This window comes from Paenibacillus sp. Y301 (assembly GCF_059445505.1).
Map to the genome: position 1 here is coordinate 315,732 of NZ_JCAIUL010000002.1, position 25,210 is coordinate 340,941.

Here is a 25,210-nt window from a genome sequence, read left to right on the forward strand (position 1 = left end):
TTTTTTGGGATACAAGAGCTAGCGAAGTCATATAATTGAAGAAATTAATTAAAGTGATAAACATGCGTCATATTCCTTTACATAACTGTAACATTACTTTTTTGAGTTAATTCGTTAAAGCGCTTTCATCTGCAGATTTATTAATTTAGTTGACATGGATGCGTATTTTACTGGATTTTATGACGGTTAGATTGTATAATTTGATCATTGAAGGTCCTTTCGCTGTTTCTTCAATTTTTGGCAAGATTTTCATTGGCTTGTTAAGTGTAGAACGGCAAATATGAGGATACATTCTTATAGGGGGAAAGTAGACAATGAAGAAAATACTTAACGCATCACTCGTGTTGGCATTATCATTATCTGTAGTATTAGCAGGTTGTGGCAAGAATGAAGAGAAGGCAGCAAATGAAGGCGCAACCACTGGAACTAAATCAGATATGAAGATTGGTATGGTAACCGATGTGGGTGGTGTTAATGATAAGTCGTTTAACCAATCTGCTTGGGAAGCACTATCTACTGTTAAGAAAGATACAGGAGCAGAAGTAACGTACCTACAGAGTAAGGACAAAACAGAATATACACCAAATCTTAACAAGTATGTTAAAGGTGGATACGCTCTTACTTGGGGAATCGGATTTGATCTTGGTGATGATGTCAAAAAGGTAGCTGATCAGAATCCTGATGCTAAGCTCGCTATTATTGATGCTGTTGTAGATTCACCAAATGTACAATCTGTTACATTCTCTGAGCATGAAGGGTCGTTCTTAGTTGGGGTTGTTGCGGCCAAGATGTCAAAAACGGGTAAAATTGGCTTTGTAGGTGGAGCTGAAATTCCAGTTATTAAACGTTTCGAAGCTGGATTTAATGCTGGTGTAGCTGCTGTAAATCCTGATATTAAAGTTCAAAATGTTTATGCTGGTGCATTTGATAAGCCAGACCAAGGTAAAGTAATTGCATCAACAATGTATAACGACGGAATAGACATTGTTTTCCATGCTTCAGGAGCAACAGGAACAGGCGTATTTAACGAAGGAACTGCACGTGTTAAAAACGGTGAGAAGGTATGGGTAATCGGTGTTGATAAAGACCAATCGTTGGAATTTGGAGATGAAGTTACTCTAACATCCATGGTTAAGGGTGTTGATGCTGCTGTTCAAAAAGTAACTAAAGAAGTTATTGATGGAACTTTCAAGGGTGGACAAGTTGAACTTGGTCTTAAAGATGATGGCGTAGGTATCGCTAAAACATCTGAGAAGAATGTACCAGCTGATGTTCTAGCTCTAGTAGAAGATTACAAAGCTAAAATTATTAGCGGAGAAATCAAAGTTCCACAAGAATAGTCTCTATTTCTCTTGAGGCTAGGAATAGATAAATTAAGATTGCAAATGACAAGGCTAGTTATTATGACTGGCCTTGTTCTTACGTGTGAACCTTTCATTTAGACAAGGTTTTAAATATGGAATAAGGGTGATAACATGGATGCTACAAACCCAGTCGTAGAGCTTAAGGGAATTACTAAGCGATTTTCCGGCATTGTTGCCAACGATTCGATCAGTCTGAAGTTGCATAAGGGAGAAATACTTGCGCTTCTAGGTGAGAATGGTGCGGGGAAATCCACATTAATGAACATCTTATTTGGATTGTACCAACCGGATGAGGGAAGTATTGAAATAAAAGGTAAACCTGTCCATATTGATAATCCGAATATGGCAATTGATCTGGGAATTGGTATGGTACATCAGCATTTTAAACTCGTACAACCCTTTACTGTAACAGAGAATATTATTCTAGGCATGGAACCTAAGAAATTAGGATTTCATGTTGATTACAAGACGGCAACAGCAAAAATTAAAGAACTATCTGATCAATATGGTCTGAAGGTAAACCCTAACTCTAAAATTTCTGACATATCGGTAGGGATGCAACAGAGAGTTGAAATTCTGAAAACACTTTATCGTGGTGCAGATATTCTTATATTTGATGAGCCGACAGCAGTTCTAACTCCACAGGAAATTACGGAACTAATGTCTATTATGAGACGCTTGGTAGCAGAGGGTAAATCCATTATTCTAATCACACATAAGCTTAAAGAAATTATGCATATTTCCGATGCGGTAACGATTATACGTCGTGGTAAAGTTGTGGATACATTGAAGACATCAGAAACAGATCCGAATACGCTCGCAGAAAAAATGGTTGGGCGGAATGTTTCTTTTAAAATTGATAAAAAACCTGCTACTCCAGGAGAGGCAATTCTACAGGTTCGTGATTTGAAGTTGAAGAACAAAGAAGGTGTACCTGTTCTTAATGGCTTGTCTTTGGAAGTGAAAGCGGGTGAAATTCTAGGTGTAGCTGGTGTTGATGGAAATGGACAAAGTGAGCTAATTGAAGCTATAACGGGATTACGTAAAGTGGATAGTGGCTCAGTGACCATGAAAGATGTACAGCTGACAAATCGTAATCCGCGATATGTGACAGAACAAGGCGTTTCTCATATTCCGGAAGACCGCCATAAACATGGTTTAGTACTAGATTTCACGATGAGTGAGAATATGATTCTAGAAACGTATTACAAAGCACCGTTTAATAAAGGTGGTTTCCTGAATCAACTGGAAATTGACAAGCAAGCAACGAAGTTAATTAAGCAATTCGATGTACGAACGCCTAGTATAGATACTAAAGCTAGATCGCTATCTGGTGGTAATCAACAAAAGGCGATTATAGCCCGGGAAATAGATAAGAATCCTGAACTTCTGATTGCAGCACAACCAACTCGTGGGTTAGATGTAGGTGCAATTGAGTTTGTTCAAGAACAATTGGTCTCTCAAAGAGATCAAGGCAAAGCTGTATTGCTTATTTCTTTCGAATTGGATGAAATTATGAATGTGGCAGACAGAATTGTCGTGATCTATGAAGGTCGAATTGTTGGTGAGGTTCTGCCTGAAGAGACGAATGATCAGGAGTTAGGTTTAATGATGTCTGGTAGCACTTCAGGAGGTAAGCAACATGAATAAATTGATGAAAATATTGTCGGTTGATAGTCTAATTATTCCTGTAGTCGCTGTTGTTTTTGGACTTATCGTGGGTGCAGTGATTATGCTTGCAGGAGGGTATGACCCAATCCTTGCCTATAGCTCACTATTTTCATCTGTGTTTGGTGATGTATACGGTTTTGGTGAAGCGATTCGAGAAATAACGCCCCTGATCATGACAGGTCTTGCTGTTGCTTTTGCATTCCGTGCGGGTCTATTCAATATTGGTGCTGAAGGTCAGTATATTATTGGGATGACAGCTGCATCGATTGTAGGGATTAAAGTAACAGGTCTTCCAGCAATTATCCATGCTCCACTTGCCATTATTGCAGGAGGTCTGTGTGGTGGTCTATGGGCTGGAATTGTTGGTTATCTAAAGGCAAAACGTGGTGTGAATGAAGTTATCGTATCTATCATGTTGAACTGGACAGCCTTGTATTTCAGTAACTACATTGTGAGAAATTTCTTGCTTCTTAAAGGTCAACAGAAATCAGAGGACATCCAATCTACGGCGTTTATTTCCCTGGATTCGCTTTCGCAATATATGGGTAATGCGCGTATGCACTGGGGTACCTTGATAGCTATTGTAGCGGCTGTATTCTTTTATGTGTATATGTGGAAGAGCAAACAAGGTTATGAGCTTAGAGCTGTAGGTCATAATCCAAATGCTGCAGAATATGCAGGGATGAGTGTAAGCCGTAATATCGTTAAGGCTATGTTTGTCAGTGGTATCTTTGCAGGCCTCGGTGGTGCTTTCCAGGTTCTTGGTGTCTTTCATTACCAAGCGATATTTACGGGATCACCAGGAGTTGGTTTTGACGGAATTGCCGTAGCCTTGATTGGAATGAATCATCCATTCGGTACGGTTCTAGGAGCTGCTTTGTTTGGAACATTGACATACGGATCATCAGGTATGAGCTTTGGTGCCGGAGTTCCTCCAGAAATTATTCGAATTGTAATAGGTTCAATTATCTTCTTTATTGCTGCACAAGGAATTGTACGCTGGGTGCTTAAGCCTCTATATCTCAAACGTAAGAAAGAGAAGGTGTTGTAAATGGACTGGATTACAACGATAGGCCAACTCATCAACACAACGCTAGTATTTTCTACAGCGCTTATCTTTGCTTCTTTGGGAGGTATCTTCTCGGAACGATCTGGCGTAATAAATATTGGTATTGAAGGGTTCATGGTCTTTGGTGCTTTTGCTGCTGCTATAGCAACGTATTATGCTGAAGATGCAGGAATGGGTGCTGCTTCACCGTATATTGGTTTGTTGGCAGCGGTTGTGTTAGGTATTATCACTTCATTGATTCATGCTGTAGCATCAATAACTTTTAAAGCAGATCAAACGATTAGTGGTATAGTTATTAACTTTTTAGCTGCAGGAAGTACGTTGTATTTAGTTAGACTTTTGTTTGATGGACAAGGTGAAACGCCACTTCTTCAAGAGGTATTTCAGAAGACTAACTTTTTCGGATTATCTGACATTCCGTTCATCGGAAATGTATTGTTTCATCATTATCCAACGACATATTTAGCAATTATATTAGTTTTTGTAGCGTATTATGTTCTGTTCAAAACACCATTTGGTATGCGTCTACGTGCAGTAGGTGAACATCCTAGTGCTGCAGATACTGTAGGTGTTAAAGTTAAACGGATGCGGTATACAGGAGTTATGATGAGTGGTGCTTTAGCAGCTTTAGGTGGTGCAACCATTACATTGACGACTACTAGTATGTTCGCTCATAATACGATTTCTGGTCAAGGATTTATCGCCATTGCTGCGATGATTTTTGGAAAATGGAATCCAATTGGGGCTTTTGGAGCAGCGATATTATTTGGTCTATCTCAAGCTTTCGGAAGTTATGTTCAGTTGTTTGAGTGGTCACAAAACGTACCTCAAGAATTCATTTACATGCTTCCTTATGTATTAACGGTTATCGTGCTTGTAGCTGCAGTTGGACGATCCTCTGCACCTTCAGCCTTAGGTGAACCTTATGATCCTGGTAAACGCTAAATCTTACATGGATAAAAGACTTAAACCAGACCCTAACAGGGTCTGGTTTTTTTGTATTTAGGCATCTTATAGGGCTAACGAACAAGCATTAGGTCAGTCCCCAGAATACACTATATTTGAAACGATAAGGAGGGGAAAATGATGAAGCATTCGGTTACGAAGGCTCAAGTGCGTAGGTGGATAGGAAAAAGTATTGTTGCCACGAAAAAAGATGGAACTTTTGTTACCGGAAAGCTATTAAAAATATCTGGAAACAAGCTCATCATACAAAGAAACTCAGCCAAAAGGGTACACACTAAGGCAATTATTCCACTCGTATTATTTGATTTGTTGGCAATTGGCACAGCTCCGTATGTTACTGGGGCATATGGTTATGGAGGTAACCCATACGGAGCGCCATATCAGGCGCCTAATACCGTGCCCAATGGTTATGGTAACTATGGCAACGGATATCAGGGCGGTTATCCGCAGCAATACAACAACTTTTTCTAATCAGAATACATGAAATTGTTTTTCCAGTTCATAGATTTTTTGAGATGGATGCGAACGTATTGGAATATAGCCTAATTTTTTATAAAAGGATAGCCCATTTTTATTGATGGTATCTACCATAACTTTGGATCGTGTGCATCCGCGAGACTGCGCAAAGCGTTCTGCCTGAACCATTAATAGGTTACCCCAGCGCTTGCGCTGTGCAGCGGGTGCCACGGCTAACATATCAATATATAATAAGTGACCGTGTAACATGAAATGAACAAAGCCTACAGCATCCGCCTCATAATAAGGTGAAGCTACAAGTGTGACTCCATTAGTTAAGCGCTTGGGTAATTCATTCTTTATTTCAAGAATTTGTTTATCATTCATACTAGATAATGGGACAAGTTCTGTTTCAATTAATTTCATAATGATGGAGTCATCTTGTTTAGGTCTTCTATAACGGATCATTCATGTAATCCTCCCCTCACATGGGCTCATTGCTGAGTAAGTTTATCTCATCATATGTGCTATAGGGGAGACTTTGTGCTAGAAAACTGAAAGAAAAAGACACTTGAAAAAAGAATTAATAATAACAATAAAAATATGGGTATTGACTATTATGGTGGATGAATCATATAATACATGTAACATTTTAACGAGTATATGTAATCGGCAATGAAGAGGACGAAGTTTTAAGGGCTCTATTGTTCAGAGAGTGAGAGGAATTGCTGCAACCTCCACCAAAATCCCTTTTATACGAGCTCACCTCGGAGCTGTTTTCCTGAAAAACGTTATTGTTTATTAGGGAAAATCGATTGGTCCACGTTATAGACCACAGGTATAAGAGATTATACTTGATAAGGCTTTTTGTTGTGAAACTTAAAGCAAACTTGGGTGGTACCACGGAAGTTATAACCTTTCGTCCCTCACACAGAGAGATAAGTCTGTTGTGAAGGATGAAGGGTTTTTTTGTTCCAAAAAAAGTAGTGATGGGTGCAATTTTGAGAGGGGGATGACTAATGACTAAGCAAATTCCTGAACTGACGTCAACTGAGCAATTACGAGAAAAATGGATGAAACCGGAAGTCATTACTGGCTCGGAGGTATTGCTACGTAGCCTTCTTCTAGAAGGCGTTGAATGTGTTTTTGGTTATCCTGGTGGAGCAGTTTTGTATATCTATGATGCAATGTATGGATTTGACGACTTCAAGCATTTATTGACTCGCCATGAACAAGGAGCCATTCATGCAGCTGATGGATATGCACGAGCAAGTGGTAAGGTGGGTGTCTGTATTGCAACATCTGGCCCTGGGGCAACAAATTTAGTCACAGGAATTGCTACAGCATACATGGACTCGGTACCTATGGTTGTTATTACGGGAAATGTAGCTACAACTTTAATTGGAACGGATGCTTTTCAAGAAGCGGATATTACAGGTATTACTATGCCAATCACGAAACACAGCTATTTGGTAAGAGATGTAGAAGACTTACCTAGGGTGATTCATGAAGCTTTTCATATAGCCAATACAGGTCGTAAAGGTCCAGTTCTCATTGATATACCAAAAGATGTATCCGCGGCGATGACACTGTTTACACCGAGTAGTGAGATTAACATTCGGGGTTATAATCCTTGTACTGTACCTAACAAATTGCAATTAGATAAATTAGCACAAGCCATTAGCGAAGCTGAACGTCCGTTCATAATTGCAGGTGGAGGAGTTATCTACTCAGGTGCTCACGATGAAATGTTCGAATTTGCTACTCGGACTGGAATCCCAATTACGACGACACTCCTTGGTCTTGGTGGATTTCCAAGTGGTCATGAGTTATGGACGGGAATGCCGGGAATGCATGGTACGTATACATCGAACAATGCGATTCAACAATGTGATCTACTTATCAATATTGGAGCTCGCTTTGATGATCGGGTAACGGGGAAATTAAATGGTTTCGCTCCTCATGCTAAGATTGTACACATTGACATTGATCCTGCTGAAATCGGGAAGAACGTGACGGTAGACATCCCAATTGTTGGGGATATAAAAACGGTTCTCGAGATGCTCAATCCTATGGTGAGTCATACGAAAAAAGCGGATGCATGGAGAACTCAACTTCAGGAATGGAAGCACGAATATCCATTCAGATATACAGATTCAGAAGATGTATTGAAACCTCAGTGGGTTATCGAGATGTTGAATGAAACGACCAAAGGTGAAGCCATTGTTACAACGGATGTAGGGCAACATCAAATGTGGGCAGCACAATACTATAAATTTAATCAACCAAGATCATGGATCACTTCGGGTGGACTTGGAACAATGGGATATGGTTTACCGTCCGCAATTGGTGCCCAGATGGCACAACCAGAACGTCTGGTTATCTCCATAAACGGAGATGGAGGTATTCAGATGTGTTCGCAGGAATTAGCCATTTGTGCTATTAATAACATTCCTGTTAAGATCGTTATAATCAACAATCAGGTCCTTGGGATGGTAAGACAATGGCAAGAGCTTATTTATAATAATCGGTATAGTCATATTGATCTTGCAGGTAGCCCTGATTTTGTGAAATTAGCAGAGGCTTATGGCGTTAAGGGCCTTCGAGCTACAACGAAAGAAGAAGCGCGGCTTGCTTGGCAAGAAGCACTTGATACTCCAGGTCCAGTTCTTTTGGATTTCGTTGTTAATAAGGATGAAAATGTATATCCGATGGTTACTCAGGGTTCGACCATTGATCAAATGTTGATGGGGGATGAGTAATATGAGTATGAAACATACGATTTCTATACTTGTTAATGACCAACCGGGTGTCCTTCAAAGAGTTTCTGGACTTTTTGGTAGACGTGGATTTAATATTGAGAGTATTACAGTAGGACAATCGGAAGAAGTTGGATTATCTCGAATGGTTGTTGTTACAAACGGCGACGATAAGACACTAGAGCAGATTGAGAAACAATTATATAAATTGATTGATGTTATCAAGGTTGTTAATTTGGGATCCAAGCCAATGGTAGCTCGTGAATTAGCTCTCATTAAGGTGAAATCGGAAACGAACGAACGTCCAGAAATTATGGGTGTAGTTGAGACCTTCCGGGCATCCGTTGTTGATATTGGTTCGCATAGCATGATGGTTCAAGTCGTTGGAGACACAACCAAGATTGATGCTATGATTGAGTTACTTAAACCATACGGTATTCGCGAGTTATCTCGGACCGGGGTTACGGCAATGACACGTGGAAATGACACAAAGTAATCATACAACAGAGTAAAGATAATGATTAAATGATTAAATGCCCTCTCATGACTATAAAGAGCGGGCGTTTGAGAGATTCACATGAGGATAGCCTAATGGATCTTTGAAACACCCGCTCTTGAATTCAATTGTAGATAAATTCTAAACAGAATTGATCATGGAGGGTTCTTTTAAAATTAAAGGAGGACTTATAAAATGGCAGTTACAACTTATTATGAAAAAGATGCAGATTTGAACGTGTTGAAAGGAAAAACGGTAGCGGTAATTGGTTATGGTAGCCAAGGACATGCACAAGCACAAAACTTGCGTGATAGCGGAGTGAATGTAGTTATCGGTCTTCGTGAAGGTAAATCTTTTAACAAAGCAAAAAATGATGGTTTTGAAGTTCTTTCCGTAGCTGATGCAACGCGTCGTGCCGATGTTATTCAAATCCTTATGCCTGATGAAACACAAGCTTCTGTATACAACAATGAAATCGCACCCAATCTTAAATCAGATGCAACATTGATGTTCTCTCACGGATTTAACGTTCATTTTGGACAAATTGTGGCTCCAGCAGGAAATGACGTACTTCTAGTAGCACCTAAATCACCTGGTCATATGGTTCGTCGTACTTATGAAGAAGGATTTGGCGTTCCTGGATTGATTGCTATCGAGCAAGATGCTACAGGTAAAGCAAAAGAAATCGGATTAGCTTATGCAAAAGGAATCGGTTGTACACGTGCAGGAGTTATTGAAACTTCTTTCCGTGAAGAGACAGAAACAGATCTATTCGGTGAACAAGCGGTTCTATGTGGTGGAGTTACTGCATTAATTAAAGCAGGATTCGAAACACTGACTGAAGCTGGATATGCTCCTGAAATGGCTTACTTCGAATGTTTACACGAAATGAAATTGATCGTGGATATGATTTATGAAGGTGGAATGGCAAGTATGCGTGATTCTATCTCGAATACAGCTGAATATGGTGACTACGTTACAGGTCCACGTGTTATCACTGACGAAACGAAGAAAGCTATGAAGGCTGTATTGACAGATATTCAACAAGGTAAATTTGCTCGCGACTTTATTCTTGAGAACCAATCTAACAATGCTTTCATGAACGCTACTCGTCGTAACGAAGCTAACCATCCAATTGAAGTTGTTGGTGCACAACTACGTGAAATGATGCATTGGAGCAAGAAGTAACATCATATTATAGATCATAGCAATGATCTGAAGATCCGCTTTATATTCTCTTACATACCTGTGCTTTAAGGCGTTGGAGGAGTAAAGTGAAGATGTATTCCAATGCGGCCGTGCACAACTTGCGTGAGCCGCATTGGATATTTTAATAGGATTGCAACTAGTTAAGGAGGTGTCTGTCATGCGAAAAATTTATGTGTTTGACACGACGTTAAGAGATGGTGAACAATCTCCAGGTGTGAACTTGAATACTCGTGAGAAGGTCGAAATTGCATATCAATTAGAAAAATTGGGTATTGACCGTATGGAAGCAGGATTTCCAGCAGCATCTCCAGGAGATCTTGCAGCTGTGAATGCTGTCGCGAGAGCTGTTAAGAATGTGACCGTGATTGGACTATCACGGTCTCGTGAGCAAGATATTGATGCTGTTCGTGAAGCGCTACAAGGCGCACAAGATCCATGTATTCATATTTTTCTAGCGACGTCACCTATTCATCGCAAGCATAAACTTCGGATGGAAAAGGAACAAGTATTGGAGACAGCACAATCTGCTCTTCGATATGCTCGTAAGTATTTCTCAAAAATAGAATTCTCGTTGGAAGATGCAGGGCGTACGGAATATGATTTCATAGCTCAAATGGTCGGCATGGCTATTAAAGAAGGAGCATCTGTTGTCAATATTCCAGATACCGTTGGCTATTTGAATCCAGCTGAGTATGGTGCCATTTTCAAATTCGTTAAGGAGAACGTACCTGACGTCGAGAAAATTCAATTGAGTGCACATTGTCATAACGATTTAGGTATGGCTACCGCCAATACATTAGCAGCTATTCAGAATGGTGCAGACCAAATCGAAGGCACGATCAATGGGATTGGTGAACGAGCTGGAAATACAGCGATCGAGGAAGTAGCGATGGCTTTGGCAACACGGCAATCATTCTTTAATGCTACGACTTCTCTTCAATTATCAGAAATTGCTCGTACTAGCCGCTTAGTGAGTAAGTTAACGGGAATGGTTGTTCCTGGAAACAAGGCAATTGTAGGGGCAAATGCCTTTGCACATGAGTCAGGGATCCATCAGGATGGAATGTTGAAAGAGAAAACTACGTATGAAATTATGACGCCTGAGTCGATTGGATTGAAGGAGAGTAAGCTCGTTCTAGGGAAACACTCAGGACGACATGCATTCCGTGATAAGCTGATTGATTTAGGGTATGAGTTGGAAGATCAACAAGTGAATGATGCATTCGCTAAATTTAAAGATCTTGCTGATAAGAAGAAAGAAGTATCCGATGATGATCTACTTGCACTCATTGAAGAGAAACTTGTAGACACGGAGGAAGTATTTAAGCTCGAAACGATCTATGTAACTTATGGAAATGAATCGGTACCAACGGCTAAAGTCCGAATTATGAAAGATGATCAGGTGGTTATCGAAGAAGCAGAAGGTAATGGTTCAGTAGATGCCATATATAATGCGATTGACAAAGCAACGTTAGAAGAAGTGACACTTGCAGATTATTCAATTAAATCAGTGTCTCATGGTAAAGATGCACTTGGTGAAGTACATGTTATACTCAACCAGAATGGTGTCTCTGCACAGGGTCGTGGACTAAGTACGGATATACTAGAAGCTAGTGCACGTGCTTATGTGGATGCATTGAATCGATTGTTAGAAAAGAGAATTTCATTCAGCAATCGTGAAAATGTTAAATTGTAGAATGGTTCTAGGAATATGAGCCTTCATAAAAAAATGCAGACCAACCATGTTTATCATGAGTAGGATCTGCATTTTTTGTTTATTAATTACAAAAAAACGAATTCTTAAATCTTACCATGCGTAAGCTTGTGGAGCTGCTCCGCCAGGGCCTGGGAAGATTTCATCCAATCGTTTCATGATAGACTCATCAAGGGAAATCTCAAGACTATACAATGAACTTTCAAGTTGTTCTAGCGTACGAGGTCCAGTGATTGGAGCTGTAACAGCAGGGTTATGGAGTAGCCAAGCTAGAGCAACATTATCTTGTGGTTCACCTAGTTCATTACATAGGTCGGCGAAGGCTTCGAGTTGAGAACGATGTTGGTCAATACGACCAGCAATGCCGCCACTACGGGATCCTTCAATCTTCATCAATGCATTACGACCTAACAGACCTCCATCGAGTGGACTCCAAGGAATAACACCTAGACCTAGGTTTTTCGCTGCAGGAAGTACTTCAAGTTCAGGTAGACGACAAGTTAAGCTGTATTTATGTTGTTCGGCAACAAGTCCGAGGAAGTGACGTTTAGAGGCTTCGCCTTGAGCTACAGCAATTTCCCATCCGGCAAAATTACTGGAACCTACATACCCAATCTTTCCTTGTGAGACTGCAATTTCAAAAGCTCCCCACAGTTCATCCCAAGTTACACGTTGGTCTTCATGGTGCATCTGATATAATTCAATATGATCGGTTTGAAGTCGGCGTAATGAACCTTCTAGATGACGTCGAATTTTATATCCAGACAATCCAGACTCATTGTTGGGACCATCAAGAACATCGCTCATGGAACTATAAACTTTGGTAGCCAGTACGACCTTTTCACGACGACCTCCACCGAGCTTGAACCAACGTCCAATGATCTCTTCGGTAAGTCCTGAATTCTCGCCCCAGCCATAGTTGTTAGCGGTATCAAAAAAATTGATTCCAGCATCCAATGCTGCATCCATAATCCGGAAAGCTTCTTTCTCATCGGTGGCTGGACCGAAATTCATGGTCCCAAGGCATAAACGACTGACTTGCATACCTGATTTACCAAGGGCAGTATATTGCATTATGTTCATCTCCTCACTTATAGTACAATCATCCCATTCCTTAACATTGTATCTTAGAAACGTATGTACAACAAATCATGGAAATTTGATGTTCACTTATAGGTAAAAACTATTAATCTCATAGATTCTATATCTTTGTCAGATCAGTGAAAAGTATGATACAACAGTATATAGAAGAAATGAAACAGTGTAGTTTTAAAATAGAGGAGCGATGAAGATGTCAGAAGTTAAGAAGATTGCCGTCATTTCCGGAGACGGCATTGGACCAGAAGTAGTAGCAGAAGCAGAAAAAGTAATGAAACGTACGGAAGAACTCTTCGGATATTTCTTCGAAACTGAACATGCGTTATTTGGCGGAATTGCCATTGACCAGAAAGGTACACCACTACCACAAGAGACATTAGACATATGTAAAAAGGCAGATGCTGTTCTTCTTGGAGCTGTAGGTGGGCCTCAATGGGATAACAATCCTAAAGAACTTCGTCCAGAGACAGGACTTCTTGGTATTCGGAAAGAATTAGGGTTGTTCTCAAACTTACGTCCTGCTGTCGTGTTCGATTGTTTGAAAGATGCATCCACGTTGAAACCGGAAGTACTTGAAGGCACAGACTTAATGGTTGTCCGCGAACTAACTGGTGGTATTTATTTCGGAGAGAAATTCAGACGCCAAGGGGAACAAGGTGAAGAAGCCGTTGATACATGTGTCTATAATGTAACAGAGGTAGAGCGTATTATCCGCCAAGGATTTGAGATTGCTCAGAAGAGACGTAAGAAACTTGCTTCGGTTGATAAAGCGAATGTGCTTGAAACATCTCGTCTATGGCGTGAAGTTGCAAATCGCTTAGCTCCGGAATATCCAGATGTAGAATTGGAGCACGTCCTTGTTGATAACTGTGCTATGCAACTTCTACGTCGTCCATCTAGCTTCGATGTTATTGTTACAGAGAATATGTTTGGAGATATTCTGAGTGACGAAGCGGCAATGTTGACAGGATCTATCGGAATGTTATCCTCGGCTTCTATGGGTGAAGGAAGCTACGGATTGTACGAGCCGGTACATGGTTCAGCACCAGATATCGCTGGACAACAGTTGGCTAATCCAATTGCAACGATCCTCTCACTTGCATTGATGTTCCGCTTAACGTTTGGATATGAAGATGCTGCGAGTGCTATTGAAACTGCTGTAGCTGAAGTATTGAATGCAGGGCATCGTACTAGTGACATCGCCGTAGATAAAAGTAAGGCGATTGGAACGAGTCAAATGGGAGATTTAATTGTTGCAGCTATGAAGAAATAACATGTTGAAATCTTGACTTTGATTTCCCTGGATGATAACATTTATGTTCTCCAGTCGACTATGTACAATGAATGAAATCCTGGTGACAAGAATCTGCAATAAGTCCTTTTAATCTAATGATTAATATGCTTATCATAAAGAATACCCTCTTAACTGCTATGATTTCGCAGTTAAAAGGGTATTTTTATCTAATTCTTATCTAATGGATAAAATGATTCAAACATAAACAAAATGATTGAATATATATAGTAAATATCCGACAAAAAGAGGTATTGTGGAGCGTTGAATCGAATAACTTAAAGCATGAATGATGAAATTTGAGGAGGGTGAACTACAATGAGTTTTTGCTGTGGAGCGAGTATGGTTGGCACGAAAGGTACCTTAAAGCATTACCGCACCCAAGTGCATAATGTTCCCCTACTTATCTGTCCGGTATGTCAGCGAGTAGAGGTTCATTATAAAGTTGAGAATGAGTACGAGATCCTTGCCGAATATGCTCATGGGGATGGAGCGTTTGAAGTTGATTTCCAAGATTACGTAACAGAAGATGAAGAGGCTATTTTTGAAAACGTAGTTAACCGCGAAACCGAAGATCCAAAAAATATCATTCAGAATCAAATTGATATGGCTCTAGATTTACTTGCAGTAGCTAAACAGTTTCAAGATGAAAAGTGGGAAAGAGAACTTAAGTCTAGACTTGCTGTTATGAGTCAACGACGAATTCGCCTTCATAATAAGGCTTAAATCAGCCATAGAATTATATGTTGTTTCAGAGTCTTCGCAATAGCGAAGGCTCTTTATTTTTTGTAAAAGGCATTAGTTTGGAGTGTATCCCTTTATCTTATCTTTTTCGACAGTATCTCTGATTGACGTTTCTCCTCCACTCTAGCTATGATAAATATATGAAAGAATTTGGAAATATTTATTGAAGATGTCGTCGGTTAGTTATTCATTGTTATGGTAGAAAAAGGGGGTAAGACGAGTTGAGTGAAATCCAGGAAACATTGTTAAAGTCACTTCAGGCTTTTCAGTCAACACAACTGGTAAAGGATAAATATGAGAATATTCTAGAGCATCTTGACAGTGGAATTATCCTTTTCGACAGTCATGGAATGCTCACATTTGTTAATGTGCAAATGGCCAGGCTACTCGAGATATCCCGTTCTTCACTCATTGGATGCACACTAATAGAGATATTACATCACCAGCAATTAAGTCGCTCAAACAAGAGGAAATTGCTACGGATATATCGCGAAACCATCTTTCAACGTAAAAAGCATCATGAATTTAGTGATGAGCGAGGACGCCATTGGCTTCTTACCGTAACTTATGGTGATCAAATGGACGGAGACTTCTTAGTTAGTGCGAAGGATGTTTCGGATTACAAACAAATAGAGCAGACAGCTTATCAGAATGACAAGCTAGCTATGTTAGGTAAAATTTCGGCATCCATTGCACATGAAATTCGTAATCCATTAACAGCAATACGTGGTTTTATTCAATTATTGCGACCACACTTACTTCATTTGGGTAAAGATGAATATGCGAGAATCATTTTGATGGAGATAGATCGAGCCAATGATATTATATGTGAATTCTTGAATTCTTCTAAACCATCGGCACCTCAAACATCCGTTATTAACGTTGCTTCATTATTGAAGGAAGTTGTTCTTCTCACCGAAAGTGAAGCGTTAATGAATGGCTGTCAAATCATCTTGCACGATAGGGTACTCCCTTTATATATATCAGTTGATGTTAAGCAAATTAAACAAGTCATATTAAATATTATCAAGAACGCTATGGATGCTATTAACGACCTAGGTCATGAACATCCTGGAATGATCCAAATCCATGTAGAACAGGTTCACAAAGATGTACAAATTCGAATTTTTGATAATGGAAAAGGTATGGATAATAACACCTTATCTCGCTTGTTTGACCCATTTTTTACGACGAAAGAAAGTGGGACAGGCCTAGGTCTTTCCGTGAGTTATCGCATTATAAAAAACCATGGAGGATATATATCCGTGGAGAGCGAAATGGGGGAAGGAACACAGTTTATGATATCGCTCCCACATATTTGAACAAACCCTTTGAAAGGTATCTCTTTGTAATTTAAAGAGATACCTTTTTTGTGATATTTTCTCTATCCATATTTTCTAATTGCTAGATGAATCCTTGATTACTGAATGCTATAATAAAAGGGTTACTTGCTCGTGGTAGGAACAAATGAGAAACCGAATTGAAAACGGTTTCCTGAGGAGATGATTTTGATGGAAGTGCAACAAATTCAGGAAATAGCTAATAGATTAAAGGTGAATGTTAGCCGCGTTATTGTTGGGAAAGAGGAAGCAGTGGAACTTCTTTTAACAGCCATTATAGCATCGGGACATGTCCTGCTTGAAGATGTACCTGGAACGGGAAAAACGTTATTGGCCAAATCATTATCTGCCTCTATGGAAAGTTCATTCCAGCGGATTCAATTTACCCCAGATTTACTGCCATCAGATCTAACAGGGATTCATTTCTATAATCAAAAAGAAGGGGATTTCAGCTTCCGGCCCGGGCCTTTATTTGCCAATATGGTACTAGCAGATGAAATTAACCGTGCTACTCCGCGTACACAGGCAAGTTTGTTGGAGTGTATGGAGGAACGTCAGATTAGTGTCGATGGAGAAACTCATATTCTCGGACAACCTTTTATAGTATTGGCTACTCAGAACCCCATAGATAATCAAGGGACATTCCCTCTTCCAGAAGCGCAAATGGATCGATTCATGCTTAAGATGAAATTAGGATATCCTTCATTGGACGAAGGAGTTGAAATTTTGAAGCGAACGGCTTCTTACGAAGTATCCCAGAAGCTACAACCTGTCGTTTCACAGCAAGAAATCGTTGAAGCGATGACTTCCTATAGAAATGTAAAGGTTCAGGATGATCTCTTACGGTATATTATCGAGATTGCAGAAGCTACCAGAAATCATGGGGATGTGTCTCTTGGTGTAAGTCCAAGAGGGACGCAAGCGTTACTTCGTGCAGTGCAGGCTTTTGCGGCAGTGAAAGGTAGAGATTATGTTCTGCCAGATGATATCAAACATATGACTCCTTTTGTACTGTCACATCGTTTAGTGTTTAGAAATCGTCTTCAGCAACAAGAAGGAAGAGCAGATCTGCTGTTGCAGGAAATACTAAATCATGTTCCCGTTCCAAGTGAAGATCAATTCGAAAGCAGTGTGAAGTGATCTATGACCTTTGTATGGTTATGTTTCGCTTGCATGATAGTCGTCCTTGTTCAAGGTGTTGTATTCGGTGTTCCCGTATTAAGAAATATATCTTATTCTCGTCATTTGAATAAAAATCATTGTTATGCGGGTGACTCACTAGAGATGGTTGAAGTGATTCTGAATGAGAAAAGAATCCCCATCATCTGGTTGCGGTTAGAAGCTATGTTGCCTGCGTCCTTTGTGTTCCTTTCGGATGACGTCATGCAGATCAGCAAAGGAAGTATTTATCAGAATCATAGAAGTGTGTTTACAATGAAACCTTACAATAAAATTACTAGACATCATCCATTTATTGCTAAAAATAGAGGCGTATACGTATTAGAAACGTTGTCCATGTCTGGCGGCGACTTATTCGGATTATTCTCGAACACAAAATTAATACCTGTGAATGCATCTTTATGGGTCTACCCCACACTATTATCTCTAGACAATATGCCCTCATCTTATCGAACTTGGCAGGGAGAGTTAGAAGTGTCACGTTGGGTAGTGGAGGATCCATTTCTTATCTTGGGTACAAGGGAGTATTCAGGAAATGACCCCATGAATCGTATCCATTGGAAAGCTAGTGCGCGTGTGGGGCAGTTACAAGTGTATAAACAAGGTTATACCGCTGACCCTGANTTTATGGGTCTACCCCACACTATTATCTCTAGACAATATGCCCTCATCTTATCGAACTTGGCAGGGAGAGTTAGAAGTGTCACGTTGGGTAGTGGAGGATCCATTTCTTATCTTGGGTACAAGGGAGTATTCAGGAAATGACCCCATGAATCGTATCCATTGGAAAGCTAGTGCGCGTGTGGGGCAGTTACAAGTGTATAAACAAGGTTATACCGCTGACCCTGAAGTCATTATATATGTAAATGTACAGGTTAATGCACAGATGTGGAATGTGGTAAGTAATCCAGATATAGTAGAACGCGCTTTATCATATGCGGCAACGGCTGCTTCCTATCTCATTCAACAGGGAATGAAGGTTGGATTTGGACATAATGCAGTCTATGGAAATCAATCCATACAAGCGATCCGTATATCTCCTGGGTATGGAAAGGCCCATTTAGATGATATCTTGAAGGCAATGGCTCAAGTAGAGATGAAGTGCCTGCAACCCTTTGACCAGTTTCTAAAAGATGAGTTAGATATCAGATCTGACGGAGAGACATGGGATTATCTAATGATTTCAGGTCATGTATCAGAACAAATGGAAGAGCAGATATGGCGACTTCGTTCTCGGGGCAATAGTGTCATGGTTCTTCCTGTGAATGAGGGAATGGGAACCAGCAAGGAGGCAATTTCGTGAATGTGAAAAAGGGATTAGCCGGAATGAGAACGTTATCGAGTGCATTATTTTTTGAATTAGCCGCTTGGTATGCCATTATTCTTCTGATAAGTCTCTATCTAATAAGACAACCATCTCTGTACATTGCTGGTATCATGTGGATTGGTGGCGTGTGTGGAATGGTTATCTCTGTTCTCGTTGGAAGAAAACGTCGCTGGATGACTTGGCTCTGCATATTGCTAGTGGGGGGATTGATCTTTGCAACGTTAGGACAGTTTAATATTGGCATACGTGGATGGATGACATGGTTAGTTGTGACGGCAACAGCATTAAGAGGAAGTATACTTAACGAACATGTATGGAAATCTAGCATTGCGCTTAAACATCAATTAGTAGGTATTGGATGTACATTAATTCTATTTGTTTTTTCTTTTAAATTATCTCTGACAGCGTTAGATGCAGGTTCATTATATGTGGCTGGGTTAATTTCACTATGTTCATGGCTGTTACGACTCAATTCCACGCAGGTTCAGAAGGAAACGTTGAGTGACATTCCCCATCAACAAGTTGCTCTAAAAGGGTTTGTAAGCGTGAATCGTAGATGGAGCATTGTAGTTATGGGCGTTATGATAGCCTTTGGAGCATTGACACAATTAAGTCAGGGATTGTATTGGTTATGGATTCAGTTTGCGAAATGGCTAAACGTTTTGATAGGCCATATAAATCAGCCATCGGATTCGGTGACTCCCCAGCAGGAGATCACCCCTCCTGAATTATTCCCGATGGATGGAGAGCCTACTAAGGATAGTGGTACCTCCATATGGATGGAAGTGATATATTGGGTGATCGGATTGATTCTGGCCGTGGTTGTTATGTATCTTCTATATCAATTCGTGCGTTTCATTAGCCGACAACTAGGGAGACTCATAGCCATGTTGACGTCCGAAGAGTCAGTACCTCGTAACCACCAATCGAAGGATACAGCTTCTTATATAGATAAGATTGAGAAGATCGAAACAAAACGGCATCCTCGTCCATTTAGACGTAAGAGAGATAACCTTCCAGAAGATATTCATGGAAAAGTTCGTTACTATTATAAGCGCATGGTCCAAAGGGCGATCCAACAGGGATTATCATACTCGACTTCACAAACACCTAATGAAGTTGCCGTTCATTTGGAAGGGCGGAAATCAAGGGACACGGTACACGCCATATCTGCTGTGCAGGAAATGACCTCATTCTATAATGATGTACGTTATGGAGAAAAAGAGGTAGAAGAGCAACAATTGCAACACACGATAGACCGTTTGAAAGATCATAAGTAAAGATCATATTTTAATGGGGTAAATATAGAAGGAATGCAAAGCCAAAGGAGAGGTGGCTTTGCATTCCTTTTTTTGGATAATGTAGTTTAGAAGTGTGACTTTTGTCATATCTCCTTCTAGAAGTAACCAGTACATTTAAAAGGCGACATCAGTGATAGTGGTTCTCAATCTCACTGGTGAATAACAGGTGACTTAAGTCATTATAAATCCCGGTATGGGAATTTGATATATAGATGGTAGAGAGGAGGATTGGAAAATGCCTTTAACGATGTTACCTACAGGAATAGCGGCGATTATCCATGATTGCAGAGCAAAGGAATCGACTAAAAAATTTCTAGAAGGATTGGGCATGGTTCCGGGTGCTTCTGTTACGGTTGTTTCAGAGCATGGTGGAAATCTGATTGTGAATGTGAAGGATTCGAGACTAGCACTTAGCAAGGGGATTGCACAACAATTATTAGTTCAGATGTAGTAGCTTAAGGGGGATTGGAAATGGAAGCAACATTAAAGGAATGCAGACCGGGTGATAAAGTAGTTATAGTTCGTATTAGCGGAGAAGGCGCAGTGAAGAGACGCTTAATGGATATGGGAGTTACACGAGGTGCTGAGATGCTCGTACGGAAAGTAGCACCCTTGGGAGACCCTATTGAGGTAAATATTCGTGGGTATGAGCTTACCTTTCGGAAAGCAGAAGCAGGCAATATTATTATTCAGAAGCTAGAGAGCTAAAGCTATGCAGTGTTGGTAGCTTTTAAAAAATACAATCAAATGAGAATGGTTATCAACATTTTGAGCAGGAGGTAAGAGAAATGTCTTTTAGATTCGCGCTTGTAGGAAACCCCAACTGTGGGAAAACAACGATGTTCAATGAAGTTACAGGAAGTACACAGCATGTGGGTAACTGGCCAGGCGTGACGGTTGAGAAGAAAGAGGGTAAAGCAAGGAGATTCAAAGAAGATATAAAGATTATTGACCTTCCTGGAATTTATTCGTTATCACCCTATTCATTAGAAGAAATCATAGCGAGAAATTATATATTAGACGAAAAGCCTGATGTTGTCATTAATATTGTCGATGCAACCAACATAGAGCGTAATCTATATTTAACAACACAATTGATTGAGTTAGGGATCCCGGTTGTTGTTGCCCTTAATATGATGGATGCTCTTGAATCCAAGGGTGATCAGATTAACATTCTTCAATTAGAGAAACACCTGGGAGTTCCCGTTCTCCCGACATCAGCAAATAAAGCACATGGGACTAAGGAGTTGATTGAAAAATCACTTCAAGTGGCTCAAAGTGCAGTAACAGGAGTTCAAACAGACCCTATTAGAATTTTTGAGGAACGGATTGAATCCAGCTTGGAAGAGCTAGGAGAGGTCATTACTTCTAAGATTGAACCGATATACCCAACACGTTGGGTTGCGGTAAAGTTACTCGAAGGTGATGAGACAGTTATCGCCAAACTTAATCCTAGTAATGAACTGACTGAAAGAATGAGTGCAACACGAACTTCTTTAGAAGAGCAATATGATAATGATATGGAGACCATTGTTGCTGACCAACGGTATCAGTTTATTTCCAAAGTCATAAGTAAGTCAGTCAAAAAGAAAATAAGCCTTGGTGGACTAACAGTCTCAGATAAAATCGACAAAATTTTAACGCATCGGATTTTTGCCATTCCGTTATTTTTACTTATTATGTATTTGGTATTCACCATTACTTTTGGTTTCATTGGAACATTCACCATCGATTATATCGATCATTTCATTAATGTGACCCTAGCAGATAGCGTGAGTACATGGCTTCAAAGTGCAGGTGCGGCATCATGGTTGGATTCTCTAATTGTAGGTGGGATCATTGCTGGTCTGGGAAGTATACTAGTGTTCGTCCCGCAGATTATGATTCTATTCTTCTTTCTAGCTATCTTAGAAGATAGTGGTTATATGTCTAGAGCTGCCTTTATGATGGATCGATTGCTAAGAAAAATAGGCTTAAGTGGTAAGTCTTTTATACCGATGATTATGGGAATTGGATGTAGTGTTCCTGCAATTATGGCTACAAGAACATTGGAGAACGAAAAAGATAGACGGCTCACGATTATATTGACTCCTTTCATGTCCTGTGGAGCTCGACTTCCCGTATATGCACTTTTTGCAGCTGCCTTTTTTGCGAATGCTCAGAGTTTAGTTATATTCTCTCTCTATCTATTAGGGATGGTTGTTGCCATACTTTCTGGCATATTACTTAGAAAGACAATCTTCAAGGGTGAAGCAGAGCCATTCGTAATGGAGCTTCCACCTTACCGCATTCCTACATTTAAAGGGTTAATGATTCATATGTGGGATCGGGGGAAGGGGTTTATTAAGAAAGCTGGGACTGTTATCTTTGCAGCATCCGTTATTATTTGGTTCGGTCAGACATTTGATTTATCACTCCATATGGTGGAAGACGTTAGTAGTAGTATTTTTGGAGCAGTAGGGACATTTATAGCACCATTCTTTGCTCCACTTGGGTTCGGAGATTGGAGATCATCTGTCGCTTTACTAACTGGATTTGTTGCAAAAGAAGCTGTCGTGGCAACGATGGGGATTCTAAACAATTTAGGTGAAGTTGGAGAAGATTCAGTACAACTTATTGCCTCACTTCAGACTTATTTCACTCCACTGAAGGCGTACGCCTTCATGACGTTTACCTTACTATACATGCCTTGTATTGCAGCATTTGCAGCGATAAAGAGAGAAATGAATTCTTGGAAATGGACGTTATTTACCGTAGGATATCAGACAGCTACAGCTTGGATCGTTGCTTTTATCGTTTATCAGGGTGGAAGGTTGCTTGGTCTAGGTTAATCTGAACGGAATGGCATACAAATATTTTTCTGGAAGAAGGCGATCATCATGATTAATTGGATTCTTGGTGGATTAATCTTTGCTCTAGTTCTCCTTATTGTTGTGAAGAATGTTCGGAAACTCCACAAAGGAGAATCGGCTTGTTCTGGTTGTTCATTGCAAGAAACGTCTAATTGCTCTTGTCCACATGACACCCATTAGAAATGGATTACATGATGTTGACACCAGTGAGTTCGTTTCGGTGTAGTCATTGCCCTTTACATCAAGTTCTTTATTCTAGTATGATGGATTAATACTGTAAAGGGTGAAAGGAGAGTTTGGAATGAAATTGAATCAAAGCAAAATTGTAGACTGTACCATTCGTGATGGGGGTCTAGTTAATAACTGGGATTTCAGTGTGGAATTTGTCCAGAAATTATACGCCGGGTTAAATGAAGCTGGTGTCGACTATATGGAAATTGGATATAAGAATTCACCTAAATTACTTAAAGGGGCAGAGGACGCCGGTCCTTGGAGATTCTTAGATGATAACTTCCTTCGGAAGGTCATTCCTCAAAAGGGAAATACGAAACTCTCTGCACTAGTGGATATTGGACGTGTGGATGAGAATGATATTCTAGATCGTTCAGAAAGCATGCTAGATCTTATTCGCGTGGCTTGTTATATCAAAGACGTAGATAAAGCTCTCCAACTCGTGCAGACGTTCCATGATCGTGGATATGAGACTACACTGAACATTATGGCGCTTTCTAATGTCATGGAGAATGAACTCATTGAAGCGTTCGAGATGATTAAAGACAGTGTTGTCGATGTCGTCTACATTGTAGATTCTTACGGAAGCTTAGATCATAAAGACATTATCTTCTTGGTAGACAAGTTCCAGACACATTTACCGAACAAACGTCTTGGTATTCATGCGCATAATAATCTGCAACTGGCGTTCTCTAATACCTTGATTGCTTCTGAAAAAGGTGTTGAAATGTTAGATGCTTCCGTATACGGAATGGGTCGTGCAGCTGGTAATTGCCCTACAGAATTACTTGTATCGCAGTTAAAGAACACGCCGTACAAGCTTCGTCCTGTGCTAGACGTCATTGAACAACTAATGATTCCTTTGCGTGAGAAGGAAGAGTGGGGATATATTATTCCGTATATGATTACAGGATCGCTTGATGAACATCCACGTTCTGCGATGGCTCTGAGAGCATCGGATGCGAAAGATAAATCAGCCGAATTCTACGATAAATTAATGACTCCTGAAGTGACATTTGATCAGAAAAAATAAGCGTGCATAAAGGCATATCAATGAGCATATCATTGGATATGTCTTTTTATTTTTGACGAGTAAGTTAATTCATGAATGGTTGCAAAAGATGTGATTTCGTGGTATATTTTTTCTCGTACTATTACGGAATGAAGTTGAATATAGATAGATAACGGGACGTAGCTCAGCTTGGTAGAGTACCTGGTTTGGGACCAGGGGGTCGCATGTTCAAATCGTGTCGTCCCGATACGACCTTTGCGGGTGTAGTTCAATGGTAGAACTTCAGCCTTCCAAGCTGATAGCGTGGGTTCGATTCCCATCACCCGCTCCAATTATATAACTTCGAAGCCCTTGATCATCAAGGGCTTTTTTATTTGTCTTTTTTAGTACTATTTTCACCATAGCAACATATTTATTCTCAAAGGGATCTTGACCAGCGATCGTAGCCGTTATCTATAAATTTGTGAAAGACATGCAGTGAATCTTGTATACCCTTGAAAAGGAGCAGTGATCATGTATGGTGAATCAGAATTTAAATGATGTTCTGGCATTTGCTTCGGTACTAGCTGTATTTGTGATGGCAGTTGTGCAACTTGTTAAGAATACAATAAATTTACCAAAGAATATTATACCTCTAGTTGGGGTACTCATTGGACTACTGTTAGGGTTAGCATTTTACCCTTTCACCGATTTACAGACAGTAGAAAGGTTATGGGGTGGAGGACTGGCAGGACTTTCAGCAACAGGATTGTTTGAACTAGCTTTTAATAAACGTGGTGGTAATACGATAGATAATCCAGATCATCGTAAGGACAACAACGCCAATAACAATAACGCCAAAAACAACAATATCAATAACGATAAAAAATAATTGGTGTGATAACTTCGCATTGTTAAAGAACCTTGTTATGATGTAATGGCAAGGGCCTTTTTGCGTTTTGTGTGTATCATCATCCTTCATAGCCCTAGTTCCAATCCGATATCTTTTCTGATATAATGAACCCAGCAATTAACAAATACGAAAAACGAGGTAACCACGACGCCCATGAAGTAAATCATCTATTTCTCAATAAACTGCATGTAACTGAAACAGGCAGTCTCTACGGTAGGTAGAGGTGAGGATAGGTGTGT

22 protein-coding genes, 2 tRNA genes and 1 pseudogene are annotated in these 25,210 nt (G+C 40.1%); 23 read left to right on the forward strand and 2 right to left on the reverse strand.

Annotated elements, in window-relative coordinates:
* The first annotated feature begins 314 nt into the window (after positions 1-314).
* From AC1D69_RS04970 to AC1D69_RS04990, 5 genes are all read left to right on the forward strand, one after another.
* Entirely contained in the window at positions 315-1,340 is a 1,026-nt protein-coding gene (locus AC1D69_RS04970) for a BMP family lipoprotein (protein WP_495455038.1), read from the forward strand.
* Positions 1,341-1,475: 135 nt separating this feature from the next.
* Positions 1,476-3,014, forward strand: a complete 1,539-nt coding sequence (locus AC1D69_RS04975; RefSeq protein ID WP_495455039.1) for an ABC transporter ATP-binding protein — start codon at positions 1,476-1,478, stop codon at positions 3,012-3,014.
* Positions 3,007-4,086 carry an ABC transporter permease gene (locus tag AC1D69_RS04980; protein ID WP_495455040.1) on the forward strand — a complete coding sequence of 360 codons (1,080 nt, stop codon included), beginning with the start codon at positions 3,007-3,009 and terminating at the stop codon, positions 4,084-4,086. Before AC1D69_RS04975 ends, AC1D69_RS04980 begins: the two co-directional genes overlap by 8 nt.
* Positions 4,087-5,049, forward strand: coding sequence for an ABC transporter permease (locus AC1D69_RS04985; RefSeq protein WP_495455041.1), 963 nt, complete (start codon positions 4,087-4,089; stop codon positions 5,047-5,049).
* Positions 5,050-5,190: 141 nt separating this feature from the next.
* Complete coding sequence (locus AC1D69_RS04990) at positions 5,191-5,541, forward strand: hypothetical protein (protein WP_495455296.1); 351 nt, start codon at positions 5,191-5,193, stop codon at positions 5,539-5,541.
* On the opposite strand, the gene AC1D69_RS04995 is transcribed toward AC1D69_RS04990, so the two are convergent.
* Positions 5,542-5,994 carry a GNAT family N-acetyltransferase gene (locus AC1D69_RS04995; protein ID WP_495455042.1) on the reverse strand — a complete coding sequence of 151 codons (453 nt, stop codon included), beginning with the start codon at positions 5,992-5,994 and terminating at the stop codon, positions 5,542-5,544. It lies immediately after the preceding gene.
* Between the two features lie 551 nt (positions 5,995-6,545).
* On the opposite strand from AC1D69_RS04995, the gene ilvB reads away from it, so the two are divergent.
* The 4 genes from ilvB to AC1D69_RS05015 all read left to right on the forward strand — a co-directional run bounded on the left by ilvB (position 6,546) and on the right by AC1D69_RS05015 (position 11,686).
* Positions 6,546-8,288 (forward strand): biosynthetic-type acetolactate synthase large subunit, encoded by a 1,743-nt coding sequence (ilvB, locus tag AC1D69_RS05000; RefSeq protein ID WP_495455043.1) that lies wholly within the window; start codon positions 6,546-6,548, stop codon positions 8,286-8,288.
* A gap of 1 nt (position 8,289) precedes the next feature.
* The gene (ilvN, locus tag AC1D69_RS05005; protein ID WP_495455044.1) at positions 8,290-8,781 is read left to right on the forward strand and encodes an acetolactate synthase small subunit; all 492 of its coding nucleotides are present in this window, start codon (positions 8,290-8,292) and stop codon (positions 8,779-8,781) included.
* A 195-nt stretch (positions 8,782-8,976) separates the two neighbouring features.
* Positions 8,977-9,969, forward strand: coding sequence for a ketol-acid reductoisomerase (ilvC, locus tag AC1D69_RS05010; RefSeq protein WP_495455045.1), 993 nt, complete (start codon positions 8,977-8,979; stop codon positions 9,967-9,969).
* Positions 9,970-10,147: 178 nt separating this feature from the next.
* Positions 10,148-11,686 carry a 2-isopropylmalate synthase gene (locus AC1D69_RS05015; RefSeq protein ID WP_495455046.1) on the forward strand — a complete coding sequence of 513 codons (1,539 nt, stop codon included), beginning with the start codon at positions 10,148-10,150 and terminating at the stop codon, positions 11,684-11,686.
* Positions 11,687-11,797: 111 nt separating this feature from the next.
* Here the strand turns inward: AC1D69_RS05015 and AC1D69_RS05020 are convergent, their stop codons facing one another.
* A complete protein-coding gene (locus AC1D69_RS05020) occupies positions 11,798-12,778 on the reverse strand; it encodes an aldo/keto reductase (RefSeq protein WP_495455047.1) in 981 nt (326 codons plus the stop codon).
* A 217-nt stretch (positions 12,779-12,995) separates the two neighbouring features.
* On the opposite strand from AC1D69_RS05020, the gene leuB reads away from it, so the two are divergent.
* The 14 genes and pseudogenes from leuB to AC1D69_RS05090 form a co-directional block, all read left to right on the forward strand.
* Positions 12,996-14,075, forward strand: coding sequence for a 3-isopropylmalate dehydrogenase (gene leuB / locus AC1D69_RS05025; protein WP_495455048.1), 1,080 nt, complete (start codon positions 12,996-12,998; stop codon positions 14,073-14,075).
* 336 nt (positions 14,076-14,411) lie between these two features.
* Entirely contained in the window at positions 14,412-14,819 is a 408-nt protein-coding gene (locus tag AC1D69_RS05030) for a hypothetical protein (protein ID WP_495455049.1), read from the forward strand.
* Between the two features lie 239 nt (positions 14,820-15,058).
* Positions 15,059-16,159, forward strand: a complete 1,101-nt coding sequence (locus AC1D69_RS05035; RefSeq protein ID WP_495455050.1) for an ATP-binding protein — start codon at positions 15,059-15,061, stop codon at positions 16,157-16,159.
* A gap of 189 nt (positions 16,160-16,348) precedes the next feature.
* Positions 16,349-17,317 carry an AAA family ATPase gene (locus AC1D69_RS05040; RefSeq protein ID WP_495455051.1) on the forward strand — a complete coding sequence of 323 codons (969 nt, stop codon included), beginning with the start codon at positions 16,349-16,351 and terminating at the stop codon, positions 17,315-17,317.
* An 808-nt stretch (positions 17,318-18,125) separates the two neighbouring features.
* Positions 18,126-18,659, forward strand: coding sequence for a hypothetical protein (locus tag AC1D69_RS05045; protein WP_495455052.1), 534 nt, complete (start codon positions 18,126-18,128; stop codon positions 18,657-18,659).
* On the forward strand, positions 18,656-19,963 hold the full coding sequence (locus AC1D69_RS05050; protein ID WP_495455053.1) for a DUF4129 domain-containing protein: 1,308 nt from the start codon (positions 18,656-18,658) through the stop codon (positions 19,961-19,963). The genes AC1D69_RS05045 and AC1D69_RS05050 overlap by 4 nt, the downstream gene beginning before the upstream one ends.
* A 256-nt stretch (positions 19,964-20,219) precedes the next feature.
* Positions 20,220-20,435 carry a FeoA family protein gene (locus AC1D69_RS05055; RefSeq protein WP_495455054.1) on the forward strand — a complete coding sequence of 72 codons (216 nt, stop codon included), beginning with the start codon at positions 20,220-20,222 and terminating at the stop codon, positions 20,433-20,435.
* A gap of 20 nt (positions 20,436-20,455) precedes the next feature.
* Complete coding sequence (locus tag AC1D69_RS05060) at positions 20,456-20,692, forward strand: FeoA family protein (protein ID WP_495455055.1); 237 nt, start codon at positions 20,456-20,458, stop codon at positions 20,690-20,692.
* A gap of 80 nt (positions 20,693-20,772) precedes the next feature.
* Positions 20,773-22,815 (forward strand): ferrous iron transport protein B, encoded by a 2,043-nt coding sequence (gene feoB, locus AC1D69_RS05065; protein WP_495455056.1) that lies wholly within the window; start codon positions 20,773-20,775, stop codon positions 22,813-22,815.
* A 48-nt stretch (positions 22,816-22,863) separates the two neighbouring features.
* A complete protein-coding gene (locus tag AC1D69_RS05070; protein ID WP_495455057.1) occupies positions 22,864-23,016 on the forward strand; it encodes a FeoB-associated Cys-rich membrane protein in 153 nt (50 codons plus the stop codon).
* Positions 23,017-23,137: 121 nt separating this feature from the next.
* Positions 23,138-24,100 (forward strand): aldolase catalytic domain-containing protein, encoded by a 963-nt coding sequence (locus AC1D69_RS05075; protein WP_495455058.1) that lies wholly within the window; start codon positions 23,138-23,140, stop codon positions 24,098-24,100.
* Positions 24,101-24,252: 152 nt separating this feature from the next.
* Positions 24,253-24,326: transfer RNA gene (locus tag AC1D69_RS05080), tRNA-Pro, on the forward strand.
* 10 nt (positions 24,327-24,336) lie between these two features.
* Positions 24,337-24,410: transfer RNA gene (locus AC1D69_RS05085), tRNA-Gly, on the forward strand.
* Positions 24,411-24,596: 186 nt separating this feature from the next.
* Positions 24,597-24,857, forward strand: a pseudogene (locus tag AC1D69_RS05090) (holin); the annotation flags it as partial.
* Between the last annotated feature and the right edge of the window lie 353 nt (positions 24,858-25,210).